At 67.7% G+C, this 14,264-nt stretch carries 14 protein-coding genes and 1 pseudogene; 1 reads left to right on the forward strand and 14 read right to left on the reverse strand.

Translation table 11 applies throughout. From position 1 onward, the window contains the following. From ACIGII_RS04265 to ACIGII_RS04330, 14 genes and pseudogenes are all read right to left on the reverse strand, one after another. Positions 1 to 134 (reverse strand): annotated as a pseudogene (locus ACIGII_RS04265) (flagellin); the annotation flags it as partial. Positions 135 to 206: 72 nt separating this feature from the next. Beyond that, a complete protein-coding gene (locus ACIGII_RS04270; protein WP_399634077.1) occupies positions 207 to 1,373 on the reverse strand; it encodes a flagellin in 1,167 nt (388 codons plus the stop codon). A gap of 276 nt (positions 1,374 to 1,649) precedes the next feature. Continuing rightward, complete coding sequence (flgL, locus tag ACIGII_RS04275) at positions 1,650 to 2,852, reverse strand: flagellar hook-associated protein FlgL (protein ID WP_314106730.1); 1,203 nt, start codon at positions 2,850 to 2,852, stop codon at positions 1,650 to 1,652. Next, positions 2,849 to 4,726: a flagellar hook-associated protein FlgK gene (gene flgK / locus ACIGII_RS04280; RefSeq protein WP_399634075.1), complete on the reverse strand. Its 1,878-nt coding sequence runs from the start codon at positions 4,724 to 4,726 to the stop codon at positions 2,849 to 2,851. Before flgK ends, flgL begins: the two co-directional genes overlap by 4 nt. Before the next feature lie 8 nt (positions 4,727 to 4,734). Next, positions 4,735 to 5,958 carry a glucosaminidase domain-containing protein gene (locus ACIGII_RS04285; RefSeq protein ID WP_399634073.1) on the reverse strand — a complete coding sequence of 408 codons (1,224 nt, stop codon included), beginning with the start codon at positions 5,956 to 5,958 and terminating at the stop codon, positions 4,735 to 4,737. Next, positions 5,958 to 7,091: a flagellar basal body P-ring protein FlgI gene (locus ACIGII_RS04290; protein WP_399634072.1), complete on the reverse strand. Its 1,134-nt coding sequence runs from the start codon at positions 7,089 to 7,091 to the stop codon at positions 5,958 to 5,960. The genes ACIGII_RS04285 and ACIGII_RS04290 overlap by 1 nt, the downstream gene beginning before the upstream one ends. A gap of 8 nt (positions 7,092 to 7,099) precedes the next feature. Next, entirely contained in the window at positions 7,100 to 7,792 is a 693-nt protein-coding gene (flgH, locus tag ACIGII_RS04295; RefSeq protein ID WP_145477710.1) for a flagellar basal body L-ring protein FlgH, read from the reverse strand. Between the two features lie 23 nt (positions 7,793 to 7,815). Next, the gene (gene flgG / locus ACIGII_RS04300; RefSeq protein WP_068851734.1) at positions 7,816 to 8,601 is read right to left on the reverse strand and encodes a flagellar basal-body rod protein FlgG; all 786 of its coding nucleotides are present in this window, start codon (positions 8,599 to 8,601) and stop codon (positions 7,816 to 7,818) included. Positions 8,602 to 8,706: 105 nt separating this feature from the next. Continuing rightward, the gene (locus tag ACIGII_RS04305) at positions 8,707 to 9,459 is read right to left on the reverse strand and encodes a flagellar basal body rod protein FlgF (protein ID WP_399634069.1); all 753 of its coding nucleotides are present in this window, start codon (positions 9,457 to 9,459) and stop codon (positions 8,707 to 8,709) included. Positions 9,460 to 9,494: 35 nt separating this feature from the next. Further along, positions 9,495 to 10,718 carry a flagellar hook protein FlgE gene (gene flgE / locus ACIGII_RS04310; protein WP_399634067.1) on the reverse strand — a complete coding sequence of 408 codons (1,224 nt, stop codon included), beginning with the start codon at positions 10,716 to 10,718 and terminating at the stop codon, positions 9,495 to 9,497. A 31-nt stretch (positions 10,719 to 10,749) separates the two neighbouring features. Continuing rightward, positions 10,750 to 11,430, reverse strand: a complete 681-nt coding sequence (locus ACIGII_RS04315) for a flagellar hook capping FlgD N-terminal domain-containing protein (RefSeq protein ID WP_399634066.1) — start codon at positions 11,428 to 11,430, stop codon at positions 10,750 to 10,752. Positions 11,431 to 11,456: 26 nt separating this feature from the next. Continuing rightward, positions 11,457 to 11,864: a flagellar basal body rod protein FlgC gene (flgC, locus tag ACIGII_RS04320; RefSeq protein WP_399634064.1), complete on the reverse strand. Its 408-nt coding sequence runs from the start codon at positions 11,862 to 11,864 to the stop codon at positions 11,457 to 11,459. A 3-nt stretch (positions 11,865 to 11,867) separates the two neighbouring features. Next, a complete protein-coding gene (gene flgB, locus ACIGII_RS04325; RefSeq protein WP_399634062.1) occupies positions 11,868 to 12,263 on the reverse strand; it encodes a flagellar basal body rod protein FlgB in 396 nt (131 codons plus the stop codon). A gap of 247 nt (positions 12,264 to 12,510) precedes the next feature. Next, on the reverse strand, positions 12,511 to 13,455 hold the full coding sequence (locus ACIGII_RS04330) for a chemotaxis protein (RefSeq protein WP_399634251.1): 945 nt from the start codon (positions 13,453 to 13,455) through the stop codon (positions 12,511 to 12,513). A gap of 105 nt (positions 13,456 to 13,560) precedes the next feature. Here ACIGII_RS04330 and flgA point away from each other — a divergent pair, with 105 nt between their 5' ends. Then, positions 13,561 to 14,223 carry a flagellar basal body P-ring formation chaperone FlgA gene (flgA, locus tag ACIGII_RS04335; RefSeq protein ID WP_399634060.1) on the forward strand — a complete coding sequence of 221 codons (663 nt, stop codon included), beginning with the start codon at positions 13,561 to 13,563 and terminating at the stop codon, positions 14,221 to 14,223. Positions 14,224 to 14,264: the final 41 nt, after the last annotated feature.

Below are 14,264 nucleotides of genomic sequence, written 5' to 3' on the forward strand. Positions count from 1 at the left end.
GCGTCGTCCTTGGCGCTGTTGATGCGCGAACCCGACGACAGGCGCTGGATGGTGGTGGCCAGGGAGCTGCCGCTGGTGCTCAGGTTGCGCTGAGCATTCAACGACATCGTGTTGGTGTTGATGACTTGTGCCATTAGGAGAGGTCCTTGAGCGGATGCACGTGTATGGGTTCAGACGCTCGAGACGTGCTTCAGGAGCGGCTCATGTCAGCGCTGCAGCAGGCTGAGCACGTTCTGGGGCACCTGGTTGGCCTGGGCCAGCATGGCCGTGCCGGCCTGCTGCAGGATCTGGGTGCGGGTCAGTTCTGCGGTTTCCTTGGCAAAGTCGGTATCGCGGATGCGGCTGCGCGAGGCGGACAGGTTTTCCGAGGAGGTCTGCAGGTTGGCGACAACGGAGGTGAAGCGGTTCTGGATGGCGCCGAGGTCGGCGCGCACGCTGTTGACCGATTCCAGCGCCTTGTCGACCACTTCCAGCGCCTGCTGCGCACCAACGTAGGACGACACGTCCAGGCCCTGGACGACCTTGCCGGTGGCGGTGGCGGCCACCGCGCTGGGGGCGGCGGCGGTGGAGTTGGCCAGGCCCAGCTGGGCGGCGCCGGTGATGACCAGGTCGCGGTCGGCCTGCACCGGGGTCAGCTTCAGGCGGTGGGTGTCCGGGGTGCCGGCGGTGGTGACCACTTCGGCGTAGACACCGGTTTCGCCGATCTGGTTGTTGATCTGGGCAGCGGCGGAGGCGGCGAACTCGGTGGTGGTGGTGCCGCTGATGGTGCCGATGGTCACGCCGTTGATGGTCAAGCCGGCCAGGTCGGTGATGACGCCTACGTCGGCGGTGCTGCTGACCGGCGGCGCGAACTTGGCGTTGCCCAGCGAGCTGGCCTTGGCGTCGACCACGTTGTTGATGGCGATGGCCTGGCCGGCGTTGGCACCGACCTGGAACAGCTGGCTGGTGAAGCTGCCGTCCAGCAGCTTGGTGCCGTTGAAGTCGGACTGCTTGGCGACGCGGTCGATTTCGCTGACCAGCTGGGTCACTTCGGCCTGCAGCGCCTTGCGGTCGCTGGCCGAGTTGGTGGCGTTGGAGGCCTGCACCGCCAGTTCACGCACGCGCTGCAGGTTGTTGCCGATCTCGCTCAGCGCGCCTTCGGCGACCTGGGCCAGCGAGATGCCGTCGTTGGCATTGCGGATCGCGACGTCGGTGCCGCGGATCTGGGTGCCGAAGCGCTCGGAGATGGCCAGGCCGGCGGCGTCGTCTTTCGCGCTGTTGATGCGCAGACCGGACGACAGGCGCTGGATGGTGGTAGCGAGCGAGCTGCCGCTGGTGCTCAGGTTGCGCTGAGCGTTGAGCGACATCGTATTGGTGTTGATTACCTGTGCCATGGGTCGTCTCCCTTATTGGAATCCCGGTGCTGGAATGAAACGAAGCGCCGCCGTTTGTTTTTGTTTGGCTGTGTGCTTCGTGGTTGCCAAATGAATAACGGCGCTTTGTCAACAACCTTTAGCCGGAAATTTCATTCAGGTTTCCAGAGGCCCACGACGGCAGGTAGAGGCACGCCCTGCGTGGCTGAACAGCCATCCCCTGCCGCCAGAAACGAAAAAGGCCGCGATGCACAAGCATCGCGGCCAAGGGGGCTCTTCGAAGGGGGAAGCGCTGGCTCAGCGCAACACGTTGAACAACGACATCTGCTGCATCTGCGAGAACAACGTCTGTGCCGCCTGCAGCGCGGTACTCTCCAGCTGGTACTGGCTGATCGCATCGGCGTAGTCCAGGTCGCGCATCTGCGACAGGGTGCCCTTGAGCGTGACCGTGTTCGATTCACGCATGTCCGCCGCGTTGTCCAGCGCCTTGAGCTGGGCGCCGCCGGCCGCGCGTGAGTCGATCATCCGCTCCGACGCCCGCGCGATGTCGCGCAGGCCGCCCTGCAGCAGGTTCTGCTGCGCCGCCGACTGCGCCGGCGTGCCGGTGTCCATCTTCAGCGAGCCGATCAACCCGTCCAGGGTGCTGAAGATGTCGCGGCTGGTGGACGCGCCGACCTCGAACCGGTCCCCGGCCGCGGGCACGCCGTCGATATGCAGGCGAACGCCATTGAGCACCAGGTCGTCGCCGGCCTTCATGCTGCCGCTGGACACCACCGCGCCCCCGGCGTCCAGCACCTCGTACTGGTCCGCGGCGGTGAAGCGCACGCTGAACGCCTGCCCGTTCCAGCTGTCGCTGCCGTCGCGGGTCACGTTGGTGAGCACGCCGGTACCGGTGTTGGCGCTATGCGCGGCCCCGTCCACATGGCCATCGCCGGTGCCGATGCGCAGGAAGATCTCGCTGCCGGGCAGGGCATCCAGCACGTAGGTATCCGGGCCCACTTCGACCTGGCGCTGGTTCTGGTCGCCGTTGTAGACCACCTTTCCGTCGACCTGGCTGAACGGGGGGCTGCCGTCGGCGGTGCCGCCAAACAGATAACGCCCGGTGCCGTCGGTGCTGTTGGCCAGGGCCAGCAGGTTGCCGCGGATCGCTTCGATTTCCGTGACCATCGACTGCTTGTCCGACGCCGCCAGCGCCGGATTGTTGGCGTAGACGGTCAGTTCGGTGATGCGGCCCATCATGTCGCCGACCTGGGCCAGCGCGTTTTCCTGCAAACCGAGCCGGTTCTGCACGTTGCCGGCATTGAGTTCCATGCGTTCCAGCGCGGCAAGGGTGCGGTCCAGGCCCACGGCGGCGCCGGAGGCGACCGGGTCGTCCTTGGCGGTGACCAGGCGGCGGCCGGTGGCGATCTGCTGCTCCAGGTGGCTCATCTTGGCCTGCTTGGCCATCATCAGCGACACCGACTGCTGGAACATCATCCCGGTGGAGATGCGGTTGTTCATCGGCTCACGGCTCCGAGAATGGTCTGGAACATGTTGTCCGCGGTGGAAATCAGCTGCGACGCCGCCTGGTAGGCCTGTTGCAGGCGCAGCATGTCGGCGGCTTCCTCATCCAGGTTGACCCCGGACACCGCATCGCGGGCGGACTGGGCCTGGTCGGTGATCACCTGCTGCGCCTGCAGCGAGTAGTCGGCCGAGCGCGCGGCGGCGCCCACCTGGGTGGTCAGCCCGCCCAGCGCACCGCCCAGGGTCACCGTGCCGTCGTTGAAGGCCTTGGCCTGTTCCACCTTGGCCAGCAGCAGGGCGGTGCTGTTGTCCGAAGAACCGGCCGGGGTGGGGCCCATGGTGAAGGTGTCGCCGGCCTTGGGCGCACCGTCGAGCACGAAGCTCCAGCCGTTGGCGCTGATGGTCTGGCCTGCGGTATAGGTGAACGGACCATTTCCGTCGAGGGTGTACTCGGTGCCGCTGGTGAACACGATCGCCGATGGCGTGCGCAGCGCCGGGTTGGCCGGGTCGGTGACCTTGACCCCCGTGAGCTTGCCGGTGCCGCTGTTGGAGAGCGCCGCGTTGCCCTTTACCGGCGCGGCGGCGGCAATGCGCGAGGTATCGGCGATGGCCACCGACATCGTGCCGGCCACGCCGGCGGTGGGCTGCAGCAGCATGCGGTCGTCGGCGGCGGGGGTGCCGCTCATCACCAGCGCGACGCCATTGATGACCAGCGGGTCGGTGGCGCTGCCGGTGCCGGTCATCGGAATCGCGGCGCCGGTGTCGGCGCGGGTGGCCTGCCACTGGCTGCCGTCGAACTTCAGCACCACGTTCTGCCCGTCCAGCTTCGACAGGTCGCCGAAGCTGGCGCTCATGCGCGCGGTGCCGGTGTTGTTGGCGTTGCTGGTGACGCGCGGGCTGCCGATGTTGAAGAAGTCGCCGCCCAGGTTGCCGTACAGGTCCGCGCCCTGGCGGTGCACCTCGTTGAAGCTGCTGGCCAGGCCGATGGCGAGCTTGCCCAGTTCGGCCTGGGTGGGGGTGAGCACGGTCTCACGGAACTCGAGCAGGCCGCCGATCTGGCCGCCCAGGATCTTCGGGTCCAGGGTCAGCTTCTGGCCCTGGGTTTCCAGTGCCAGCTGGAGGCGCTCGGGCTGGTACGGGTCGGTGACGGTGGTGACCTTGCTCGCCGTGGTGCCCACCACCAGCGGCTGGCCGCCGGCGGTGTAGACGTTCATGAAGCCGCCGTCCTGGATCACCGCGGTGCCGCCGGTGTAGCCGATCAGGTTGGCGACCAGGGCGTCGCGGCGGTCGAGCAGGTCGGGCGCGGCGGTATTGGCGTTGCTGCCGATCGCGCCGTTGAGCTGGGCGATCTCCGCGGCCAGCCGGTTTACTTCGGTGGCGCCGGCGATCAGCCCGTTGTTGACCTCGCCATTGAGGGTGTCGAGCTGGCCGTTGAGCTGCTGGAAGCGGCTGGCCAGGGTCTTGCCGCCGTCGAGCATGTTCTGACGGTCGGAAGTGCCCGAGGCATTCGACGACAGGCCGCTGACGGTGTCGAAGAAATTCGACCACACCCCCGACACATTGGTGGCGGTGTCGGAGAACATCGCGTCCACCCGGTCGGCCATGCTCGAAAGCTGCTTCAACCGCGCCAGCTCGCCGCTGCTGTCCAGCAGCCGCGAGATCGCCAGCTGGTCGGCCACGCGGCGCACGTCGGTGATGCGGGTGCCGTTGCCGATATCGCCATAGCCCAGGTTCTGCGGGCTGGCGGTGGCGAAGTCCACCTTCTGCCGGCTGTAGCCGGGGGTGTTGATGTTGGCGACGTTATGGCTGGTGGTGGCCAGTGCGCGCTGGAAGGCGAGCAGGGCGCTGGTGCCGGTGGAAAGTACGGACATGGGTTACCTCAACGACGGATTGCCCCCAGCCCGGCAGGGCTGGCGGTACTGGCAAAGGTGCGGCCCAGGCGCTGGCTGGCGTCGCCCACGGCGGCGATGGCGCGCTCGATGGTCGGGCCGCCGGCGATCGCGGCGATCTTGGCCGCGTAGCCCGGGTCGGTCGCGTAACCGGCCCGCTGCAGGCCCTGGGCAAAGCCGCGCACGTCGGCGCCGGCCTGCAGCGCGTTCTGGTAGCGCGGGCTGTTCTTGAGCAGTTTCACGTAGTCGGCAAAGCTGTCGCCCACCGAACCATAGGCGCGGAAGCTGGCGGTTTCGTTGCGGCGGACCCCGTCCACGTATTCGTGGGTGCCGCTGGTGGCGCGTTCGCCGCTCCAGCCGCTGGCCTTGATCCCGAACAGGTTGTGCGAGCTGCCGCCGCCATTGCGCTGCACCAGCTTGCGGCCCCAGCCGGTTTCCAGCGCGGCCTGGGCGACCAGCGCCTTGGCGTCCACGCCGAGCTCGCGCGCGGCGTGTTGCGCGTGGCCCCAGATGCTGGCCACGAAACCTTCCGGGGTGTGCGGGCCGAGCTGTGCGGCAGCGGTGTTGCCGGCCAGGGTGTCGACCGCGCTGGGACCGGGGCTGGCCGATGCGGTGGCACCGACATCGCGCCACCGGTCGTCGGCCATCGCCCAGTTCGCGCTGGCGGCGTCGGCCGGCACGGCGCCGTACGGATCGCTGCGCCCGATCGCCTCGTGCATCTGGCTGCTTTCACGCCCGGCGATCAGGTCCAGTGCGCGTTCCATCGGCTGCAGCACGGCCGACGGCGTGCTGCCGCCGAGCTGCTGCAGCAGGTCCACTTCGCTCGGCGCGGACGGCGCCGCGCCGGCAGCGGGCAGGGCCATGGGCGCGGCGGCCGGTGCATTGAGCCGGTAGGCGCGCAGTGCCGCCGCAGGATCGAGGCGGGTGTCGGTAGGCGGGATGGCCTCGGTGCCGCCGCCGCCGAGCTGGCGCGCGATCATCGCCGACAGCCCCAGGCCGCGCCCGCGGGTCATCGCCTCGGCGATCTTCTGGTCGTACATGTCGCGGAACATGGTGTTCTCGCCGGGCAGCAGCGAATCGCCGAAGCTGGCATCGCGCATGCTCTTGACCAGCATCTGCGCGAACTGACCTTCCAGCTGGCGCGCGACCTTGTCGACCTTCGCCGGACTGTTGGCCTGGGCCGGGTTGAGTTCCAGCGACGGTTGGATGCGCATCAGATCACCTCGAGCTCGGCGCTGAGCGCGCCGGCCTGCTTGAGCGCCTCCAGGATGGCGATCAGATCGCCCGGCGCCGCGCCCACCGCGTTGACCGCATGCACGATCTCGTCGAGCGTGCTGCCGCCGTTGAACTTGAACATGCGGCTGCCGTCGTTGGTGGCGGTGATGGTGGACTGCGGCGTGGCCACGGTCTGGCCACCGGCGAAGGCATTGGGCTGGCTGACGTTGGTGTTTTCGTTGATGGTCACGGTCAGCGAGCCATGCGAGATCGCCGCGGCCCCGACCCGGACCTGCGCGCCGATCACCACGGTACCGGTGCGCGAATTGACCACCACCTTGGCCGGTGCACTGCCGGGGGTGAGTTCCAGGTTCTCGATGCGCGCCAGCAGGCCGATGCGGGCACCAGGATCGCTGGGCGACTGCACGGCGACGGTGACGCCGTCGATCGCGCGCGCCGCGCCTTCCCCGAACGCGTTGTTCAGTGCGGCCACCATGCGCGAGACGGTGGTGAAGTCGTTCTTGTGCAGGTTCAGGGTGATGTCGCCACCGGCGCTGAACACGTCGGGCAGGGCGCGCTCGACCGTGGCGCCGTTGGGAATGCGGCCCACGCTGGGCACGTTCACCGACACCCGCGACCCGTCCTTGCCCTGGGCGCCGAAGCCGCCCACCACCAGGTTGCCCTGGGCGATGGCGTAGACCTGGCCATCGGCGCCGCGCAGCGGCGCCATCAGCAGCGAACCGCCGCGCAGCGACACCGCGTTGCCGATCGACGACACGGTGATGTCGATCGGCTGGCCCGGCTTGGCGAAGGGCGGCAGCTCGGCGTGGATCGCCACGGCAGCTACATTCTTCAACTGCGGGTTGACGTTGGCCGGCACGTTCACGCCCAGCTCGCCCAGCAGGTTCTTCAGGCTCTGCACGGTAAACGGTGCCTGGCTGGTGCGGTCGCCGCTGCCATCCAGACCCACCACCAGGCCGTAGCCGACCAGCGCATTGCCGCGCACGCCGCCCACCTGGGCCAGGTCCTTGATCCGCTCAGCCGAGGCCGGCGCGATGCAGAAAAGGGAGGCAAGAACGGCGTAGAGCCACGCCGTGCGTGGCTGAACAACCAACCGAAGAAGAAATTTCATCATCAACCTCAGAACGGCACCAGCGCCGAGTTGAAGAACCGGCTCAACCAGCCCATCGCATTGGACTGGGCCACGGGACCGCGACCGCCGTAGACGATGCGCGCATCGGCCACGCGGCTGGAGGCAATGGTGTTGTCGGGATTGATATCCGCCGCGCGCACGATGCCCTGCACCTGCACCAGTTCATCGCCCTGGTTCAGGCGCAGGTTCTTGGCGCCCTGGACCACCAGGTTGCCGTTGGGCAGGCGCTGCATCACGGTGACGGTCACGCTGCCCTGCAGCCGGTTGCTCTGCGCGCTGCTGCCCTTGCCGGTGAAGTCGCGCGAACCGGCCGCGGTGGCGCTCAGGATGTCCTTGCCGCCCAGCGTCACCGGTGCGCCGAACAGGGTCGGGGTACCCAGCGCCAGGTTGGATTCCTTGTCGGTGCTGGTGTTGGCGGTGGTCTGCGCGGTGGTGCTTTCGGTCAGGGTGATGGTCAGCAGGTCGCCGACATCGCGGGCGCGCCGGTCCGAATACAGCTGCAGGCCGGGGCCGGCGGCATAGATGGCGCCGGCGGTGGCCGGGGCACTCGGGGCAACGACGGGAACCACCGGGGCCATGGCCGGGTACGGGCGGACGTCGCCGGCGATCACGCAGCCGCCCAGCAGGGCGACCACGCTGGCAGCGGAGAGCAGGCGAAGGGCAGGGGTGAGAGGCAGCATGGCGGGGTCCCGGGTCAAACCGATCAGACGTTGTTGTTGAGGTAACCGAGCATGGAGTCGGTGGTGGAAATGGCCTTGGCATTCATTTCGTAGGCGCGCTGGGTTTCGATCATCGACACCAGCTCTTCCACGACGTTGACGTTGCTGCCTTCCAGCGCGCCCTGGACCACGCTGCCGAGGCCGTTCAGGCCGGGATTGCCGTTCTGTGCCGGACCGGAGGCGGTGGTTTCCAGGAACAGGTTCTCGCCCCGGGCCTGCAGGCCGGCCGGATTGACGAAGTCGGTCAGGGTCAGCGCCCCGATTTCGACCGACGCGGCGTCATCGGCCATCTTCACGCTGATGGTGCCGTCGGTGCCGATGGTCAGCGACTGCGCGCCTTCGGGAATCTGGATGCCTGGCTGCACCGGGTAGCCGCTGTTGGTGACCAGCTCGCCCTGCTGGTTGCGCTGGAACGAGCCGTCACGGGTGTAGGCCGAGGAGCCGTCGGGCATCTGCACCTCGAAGAAACCACGGCCGTTGACCATCACGTCCAGTGCGCGGCCGGTCTGCTGCTGGCTGCCCTGCTCGAAGTTCTTCGAGGTGGCGACCACGCGCACGCCGGTACCCAGCTGCAGGCCGGTCGGCAACTGGGTCTGCGCCGACGACGAACCGCCGGGCTGGCGGACCTGCTGGTACAGCAGGTCTTCGAAGCTGGCACGGTCCTGCTTGAAGCCGGTCGTGTTGGTGTTGGCGAGGTTGTTGGACACCACCGACATGCGCGTCTGCTGCGCATCCAGTCCGGTCTTGGCGATCCACAATGCCTGGTTCATGGCGGTGTTCCTGTGTTGGTGCGGGTGGCCACCGGAAGTGGCCGTTGTCCTGGCTGATGCATGGCGCGTGCCACAACCGCGCCAGGATTACGTCGGGGGTGCCGCTCAGCTACCCAGGCGCAGCAGGGCGTTGGCGCTGCGGGCGTTGTCGTCGCCGTGCTTGATCACCTTCACCTGCATTTCGTACTGCCGCTGCAGCTGGATCATCTGCACCAGCGCGCCGGCGGCGTCGACGTTGCTGCCTTCCAGCTGGCCGCTGTCCAGCGACTTGCCCTGGGCCTGTACGAACGGCTGCTGCGGGTCGGTGTTGCGCATCAGGCCGTCCAGGCCGCGCTCCAGCCGTGCATCCTCGGCGGCAACCACGCGCAGGCGGCCGATCACCGCCATGGTCTGCGGGCCTTCGCCCTGCGGGATGATGGAGATGGTGCCGTCATTGCCGATGTCCATCGCCTGGTGCGGCGGCACCGCGATGGGCGCGCCGTTTTCATCCAGCACCGGGTGGCCACCGGCGGTCACCAGCTGGCCATTCGGGGTGATCGACAGCGCGGCGCCCCGCGTATAGGCCTCACCGCCGCCGGCCGGCGCCTGCACGGCGAGCCAGTTGCCCGCGTCCAGCGACAGGTCCAGCGCGTTGCCGGTGATCAGCTGCGCGCCCTGGCGGCGGTTGAAGCCGGCGTCCACGTGCAGGGCGTCCACGCGCGAGGCGTAACCGTTGCCCTTGATCGGGAACGCCTCGGTATTGGCCAGCGCCTCCTTGAATCCGGGGGTATCGGTGTTGGCCAGGTTGTGCGACAGCGTGCCCTGCGCCTGCAGGGAAGCGCGTGCACCGGTCATCGCGACGTAGAGGGCCTTGTCCATGGGGGTCGTCCTGCGCTGCTGCGGTCAGTGGCTCATCAACGGATGTTGATGATGGTCTGGGTGATCTGGTCCATGGTCGAGACCATCTGCGAGTTGGCCTGGAAATTGCGTTGGGCGGTGATCATGTTGACCAGCTGTTCGGTCAGGTCGACCGTGGACGCTTCCAGCGAACCGGCCTGCACCTTGCCCAGGTTGGAACTGTCCGGCGCCCCGGTGCGCGGCGTACCGGAATTGAAGGTTTCCACCCACAGGTTGTTGCCCTTGGCTTCCAGGCCCTGTGCATTGTTGAAGGTGGTCAGCGCGACCTGGCCGAGCGGCTTGTCGTCGCCGTTGCTGTAACGGGCATAGACCACGCCTTCTTCGGACACGGTGATCTCGTTGAGCTTGCCGGCCGCGTAACCGTCCTGCTGGGTGTTGCGCAGCGCGAACTTCTCGCCGTACTGGGTCGACCCGGTCACGTCCAGGGTCATCGCCAGGGTGCCGGCGCCGGTGGTCGGGGTGAACGGGTCCATCACGATCTGGCCGTTGGCCGGGTTGGTCAGCGCGCCGGCGTCGTTGAAGCTCAGCGTGGTGGGCGTGCCCACGGCCTGGCCGTCGACATAGTTGTAGACCTGCCATTCGTTGACGTTGGCGGTCTTGACGAAGTACGAGGTCTGGGTGTGGCTCACGCCCAGCGAGTCGTACACGGTGATGCCGCCGGTGGACTGGTTGTAGCTGTTGGAATCGGTCGGGTCGAAGGTGGCCAGGGTCGGCTGCTTGGCGTTGGCCGGCAGGGTGAAGGCCACGTTGACCTTGCCGGTCTGCTTGGGCGGGCTGTCGGTGGTGAGCAGCTGCAGGTCGGTGAGGCGGCCGCTGTCGAAGCTGGTGCCATCTGCATTGGGAGCGAACACCTGCAGGCGCGCGCCCTGCGGGTTGGTCACGAAACCGGCCTGGTCGGTCTGGAAGTTGCCCGCACGCGAGTACACCCGCGCACCGTTCATGTTCATGGTGAAGAAGCCCTCACCGGAAATGGCCATGTCCAGGCTGCGCCCGGTCTGCTCGTTGTTGCCCTGCGAAAACTGCTGGGCGACGTTGGTCAGGCGCACGCCCGAGCCGATCGCGTTCTTGGACAGGCCGTAGCTGGTGGCCGAGAACAGGTCCGCGAATTCCGAGCGCGATTCCTTGAAGCCGGTGGTGTTGACGTTGGCGATGTTGTTGGCGGTGACGTTCAGGTCGGCGTTGGCGGCATTGATGCCGGACAGCGAAATGTTGAAGCCCATGGGGTTCTCCTTGGATGCGTGACGAAGGGACTCAGCTGACGCGCAGCACGTAGTCGATCGGGGCCGTGCCCAGGCCCTTGAGGTTGAGGTACAGGCCGTCCGAGCCCACGGTGACGCTCTCCACCGGTGCTTCGACGTAGGTGTTGATCTTGGTCTGTGTACCGGCGGTGTCGGTGTGGGTGGCGGTGATGCTGTAGCTGCCGGCGGCCATGCGGTTGCCGTTGGCATCCTTGCCGTCCCAGTCGAAAGTCACTTCGCCGGCCTGCTTGGCTTCCACGCTGAGCTGGGTGACCTTGACGCCGTTGGCATCGGTGATGTCCACGGTGACGTAGCCGGCGCCCGGCGCGGCGACCATGCCGCTGGTGTCGCCCTCGGTTTCCAGCTGCCACTTCGCCGAGGGCACCAGCACGTCGTGGCCGACCAGCGCCGCGCCCCGCAGTACCTGGTCGCCGGCCATCGACTCCTGGAAGCCCTTGACCGTGGTATTGAGGTCGGTGATGCCCTGCACCTGCGACAGCTGCGCCATCTGCGCCACCATCTGGGTGTTGTCCATCGGCTTGAGCGGGTCCTGGTGCTGCAGCTGCTCGGTCATCAGGCGCATGAAGTCGGCCTGGTCCAGCGTGTCTTTCTTCTTGGTCGTGGTGCTGTTGGGTGCGTTCAGGCCCAAGGCGCTGTAGATGTCGGTGTTGCCGACGCCGGTGGTCGTGGTCATCGCGGGGAGTCCTGCAATAAGAAGGGTCAGCGACCCATGGTCAGGGTGGCCAGCGCCAGTTCCTTGGCGGTGGTGAGCATCTCCACGCCGGCCTGGTAATTGCGCGAGGTCGAGATCAGGTTGACCATCTGCGCAACCGGGTCGACGTCGGGCTGGTAGATGTAGCCGTCGCCGTCGGCCAGCGGGTGGCCGGGCTCGTAGCGCTTGATCGGCGCGGCGTCGCTCTGGCTGATCTCCTTGACCTGCACCGTGGTGATGTTCGGGTCGGTGCGGCTGGTGACGGCCTGGAAGATCGGCTCCAGCGGCTTGTACACGGTGTCGGCCGAGCCGGTAATCGTGTCGGCGTTGGAGAGGTTGGAGGCCAGCGTGCTCATGCGCACCGACTGCGCCTGCAGCGCGGAGCCGGCGATATCGAAAATGGGCAGGTTGCTCATGGCTTATTGCCCCGTGATCGCGGTGAGCATGGAGCGCACCTTGGATTCGACGAAGCTCAGCGAGGCGCGGTACTCCAGCGCGGCGCGGCCGTAGGCGGCGCGCTCGGCATCCGGATCGACGGTATTGCCGTCGATGCTCGGCTGCACGCCTTCCTTGGTGATCTGGAACGGGTTGAGGCCACCGCCGATGGCGTAGTGCTGCTCACTGGTGGTCTTCATCAGCCCGGTGCTGTCCAGGCCCTGGGCATTGCGCAGCGCGGCGTCGAAGTCCAGGTCCTGGGCCTTGTAGCCGGGGGTGTCGGCATTGCTCAGGTTGCTGGCGATCAGCTTCATGCGCTGCTCGCGCAACGGCATGGCCTGGGCATGGACACCCAGGTAGTCGGAAATCAGGTTGGGCATGGCGCTCTCCCACGGGTCGATGTGGGGGAGGCTGCAAGGGGCGTGCCAGAACGGGGGGCGGCTTCGGTTGGGGTACGCCCGGATGCAGGGCTGGGGCGCCATTGTGTGACAGGCGCCGGCGCCTCGGGTCGCGCTGCGCGCGATGTCCACGCAGGGCGTGGACCCCACGAATTGTTACGTGGGGACGGGGGCCGAGGTTCGTTTCATTGTGGGCCCATCGGGGTGGCGGGGGCCTGATCCGTCCGCGTTACGCCGCCTCGGCGACCCTGCGCAGGCGGTCGAGGACGAAATCGGCCAGCTCGTGGGGGGAATACTTGGCCACAAAGGCGTTGGCGCCGACCCGTTCGACCATGGCGTTGTTGAACACGCCCGACAGGGAGGTGTGCAGCAGCACGTACAGGCCCGCCAGGCCCGGGTGGCGACGGATTTCCGTCGTCAGGGTATAGCCGTCCATGGCCGGCATCTCGATGTCCGAGATCACCATGGCATAGCGTTCGGCGGGATTCTCACCGGAGGCGTGGATCTGGATCAGGTGGTCCAGCGCCTGCTTGCCGTCCGAGAGCAGGGTGGCGCCCACCCCCAGCTGGTCCAGCACGCTGCGGATCTGCTGGCGGGCCACGCGCGAGTCGTCCACCACCAGCACCTGCAGCTGCGGGGCGCCGGCGGGCAGCGACATCGACGGGTCAAGCACTGCCTCGCCACGCACCTGGGCGATGTCGGCCAGTACGCTTTCCACGTCGATCACCTGGATCAGCTCGCCCTGGAAGCGGGTGACCGCGGTCAGGTAGCTCGATTCGGCGCCCAGTTCCGGCGGCGGATGGATGTCTTCCACCGCGATATTGACGATGCGTTCAACCCCGCTCACCAGGAAGCCCTGGATCGAGCGGTTGAATTCGGTCACCACCAGGTAGCCCGGGGCTTTGTCGGCGTCCGGCTCGCGTTCGGGGTGGCCGATGGCCAGCCCCAGGTCCAGCACCGGCACCGAGCGGCCCCGCACGTCGGCCACGCCGGCGAACTGGCCGGGCAGGCCTGGTACCTGGAACAGGTCCGGGCGGCGCAGGACTTCCTGCACCTTGAACACATTCACGCCAAAAAGCTGACGTCCGCCCAGGCGGAACAACAGCAGGGCGAGCCGGTTGTGGCCCGCCAGGCGGGTGCGCTGATCGATGCGGTTGAGCAGGTCATGTGACATGGACACGGTATCGGCGCGCCTGGCCGTCCCTTGAGGGCGATCCGCAGCGCGGCAACGGCACGCCGCTTGCAGGACGCTGCGCATGTGCCTGTCCGTGGAGCCGCCATGCGTATCTATATCGCCATCCTGCTGACCGCCCTGGTCGGGCTGGCGCCGCCTCCGACCCATGCGGCCGGGGCCTGGCAGCCGGTGGAAAGCATCCGCGCTGCGGCGCTGTCCACGCTGCCGGCAGGCAGCGAAGGCGACACCACCCTGGATTCGGCGCTGCGGCTGCCGGCCTGTGGCCAGGGCCTGCGCGCCCAGCCGACCGGCACCAGTACGGTCGAGGTGAGCTGCCCGGACGCGGGGGGCTGGCGCCTGTTCGTGCCGGTCAAGGTACGGCGCAACCAGACCGTGCTGATCCTCAATCGAGGCATCGCCGCTGGAGAAACCCTGGGCGCGGCCGATATCACAACCGCGCAGCGTGACGTGGCCCGGATCGCCGGCGCGGCCCTGGCCGACCCGGCTGCGGCGGTGGGGCGGGTGGCCCGGCGCACCTTGAGTGCCGGCAGCCTGCTGTCGGCCAATGACCTGGTCGCGCAGCGTCTCATTCGCCGTGGCGACAGCGTGGCGTTGGTGTCCCGCTTTGGCGGGGTGGAAGTCCGGGTGGCCGGCAAGGCGCTGGCCGATGCCGGTGAAAATGAACGCGTGTCGGTCGAGAATCTGTCGTCACGCAAGGTGGTACAGGGTACGGTGGCGGCTTCCGGCGACGTTTTTGTGACGCGCTGACCACTCCGACCCGGAAATTTTCCTAAAGATGGCGGCCCGAG

This window comes from Stenotrophomonas sp. NPDC077420 (assembly GCF_044543385.1).
Taxonomy (GTDB): Bacteria; Pseudomonadota; Gammaproteobacteria; order Xanthomonadales; family Xanthomonadaceae; genus Stenotrophomonas.

What these genes read in the sequence shown, in the direction of transcription:
- ACIGII_RS04270 (WP_399634077.1), bottom strand. Translation starts at nt 1,373, where the DNA reads ATGGCACAGGTAATCAACACCAATACGATGTCGCTCAACGCTCAGCGC.
- flgA (WP_399634060.1), top strand. Translation starts at nt 13,561, where the DNA reads ATGCGTATCTATATCGCCATCCTGCTGACCGCCCTGGTCGGGCTGGCG.
- flgB (WP_399634062.1), bottom strand. Translation starts at nt 12,263, where the DNA reads ATGCCCAACCTGATTTCCGACTACCTGGGTGTCCATGCCCAGGCCATG.
- flgC (WP_399634064.1), bottom strand. Translation starts at nt 11,864, where the DNA reads ATGAGCAACCTGCCCATTTTCGATATCGCCGGCTCCGCGCTGCAGGCG.
- ACIGII_RS04330 (WP_399634251.1), bottom strand. Translation starts at nt 13,455, where the DNA reads ATGTCACATGACCTGCTCAACCGCATCGATCAGCGCACCCGCCTGGCG.
- flgE (WP_399634067.1), bottom strand. Translation starts at nt 10,718, where the DNA reads ATGGGCTTCAACATTTCGCTGTCCGGCATCAATGCCGCCAACGCCGAC.
- flgH (WP_145477710.1), bottom strand. Translation starts at nt 7,792, where the DNA reads ATGCTGCCTCTCACCCCTGCCCTTCGCCTGCTCTCCGCTGCCAGCGTG.
- ACIGII_RS04285 (WP_399634073.1), bottom strand. Translation starts at nt 5,958, where the DNA reads ATGCGCATCCAACCGTCGCTGGAACTCAACCCGGCCCAGGCCAACAGT.
- ACIGII_RS04315 (WP_399634066.1), bottom strand. Translation starts at nt 11,430, where the DNA reads ATGACCACGACCACCGGCGTCGGCAACACCGACATCTACAGCGCCTTG.
- ACIGII_RS04305 (WP_399634069.1), bottom strand. Translation starts at nt 9,459, where the DNA reads ATGGACAAGGCCCTCTACGTCGCGATGACCGGTGCACGCGCTTCCCTG.
- flgL (WP_314106730.1), bottom strand. Translation starts at nt 2,852, where the DNA reads ATGAACAACCGCATCTCCACCGGGATGATGTTCCAGCAGTCGGTGTCG.
- ACIGII_RS04290 (WP_399634072.1), bottom strand. Translation starts at nt 7,091, where the DNA reads ATGAAATTTCTTCTTCGGTTGGTTGTTCAGCCACGCACGGCGTGGCTC.
- flgG (WP_068851734.1), bottom strand. Translation starts at nt 8,601, where the DNA reads ATGAACCAGGCATTGTGGATCGCCAAGACCGGACTGGATGCGCAGCAG.
- flgK (WP_399634075.1), bottom strand. Translation starts at nt 4,726, where the DNA reads ATGTCCGTACTTTCCACCGGCACCAGCGCCCTGCTCGCCTTCCAGCGC.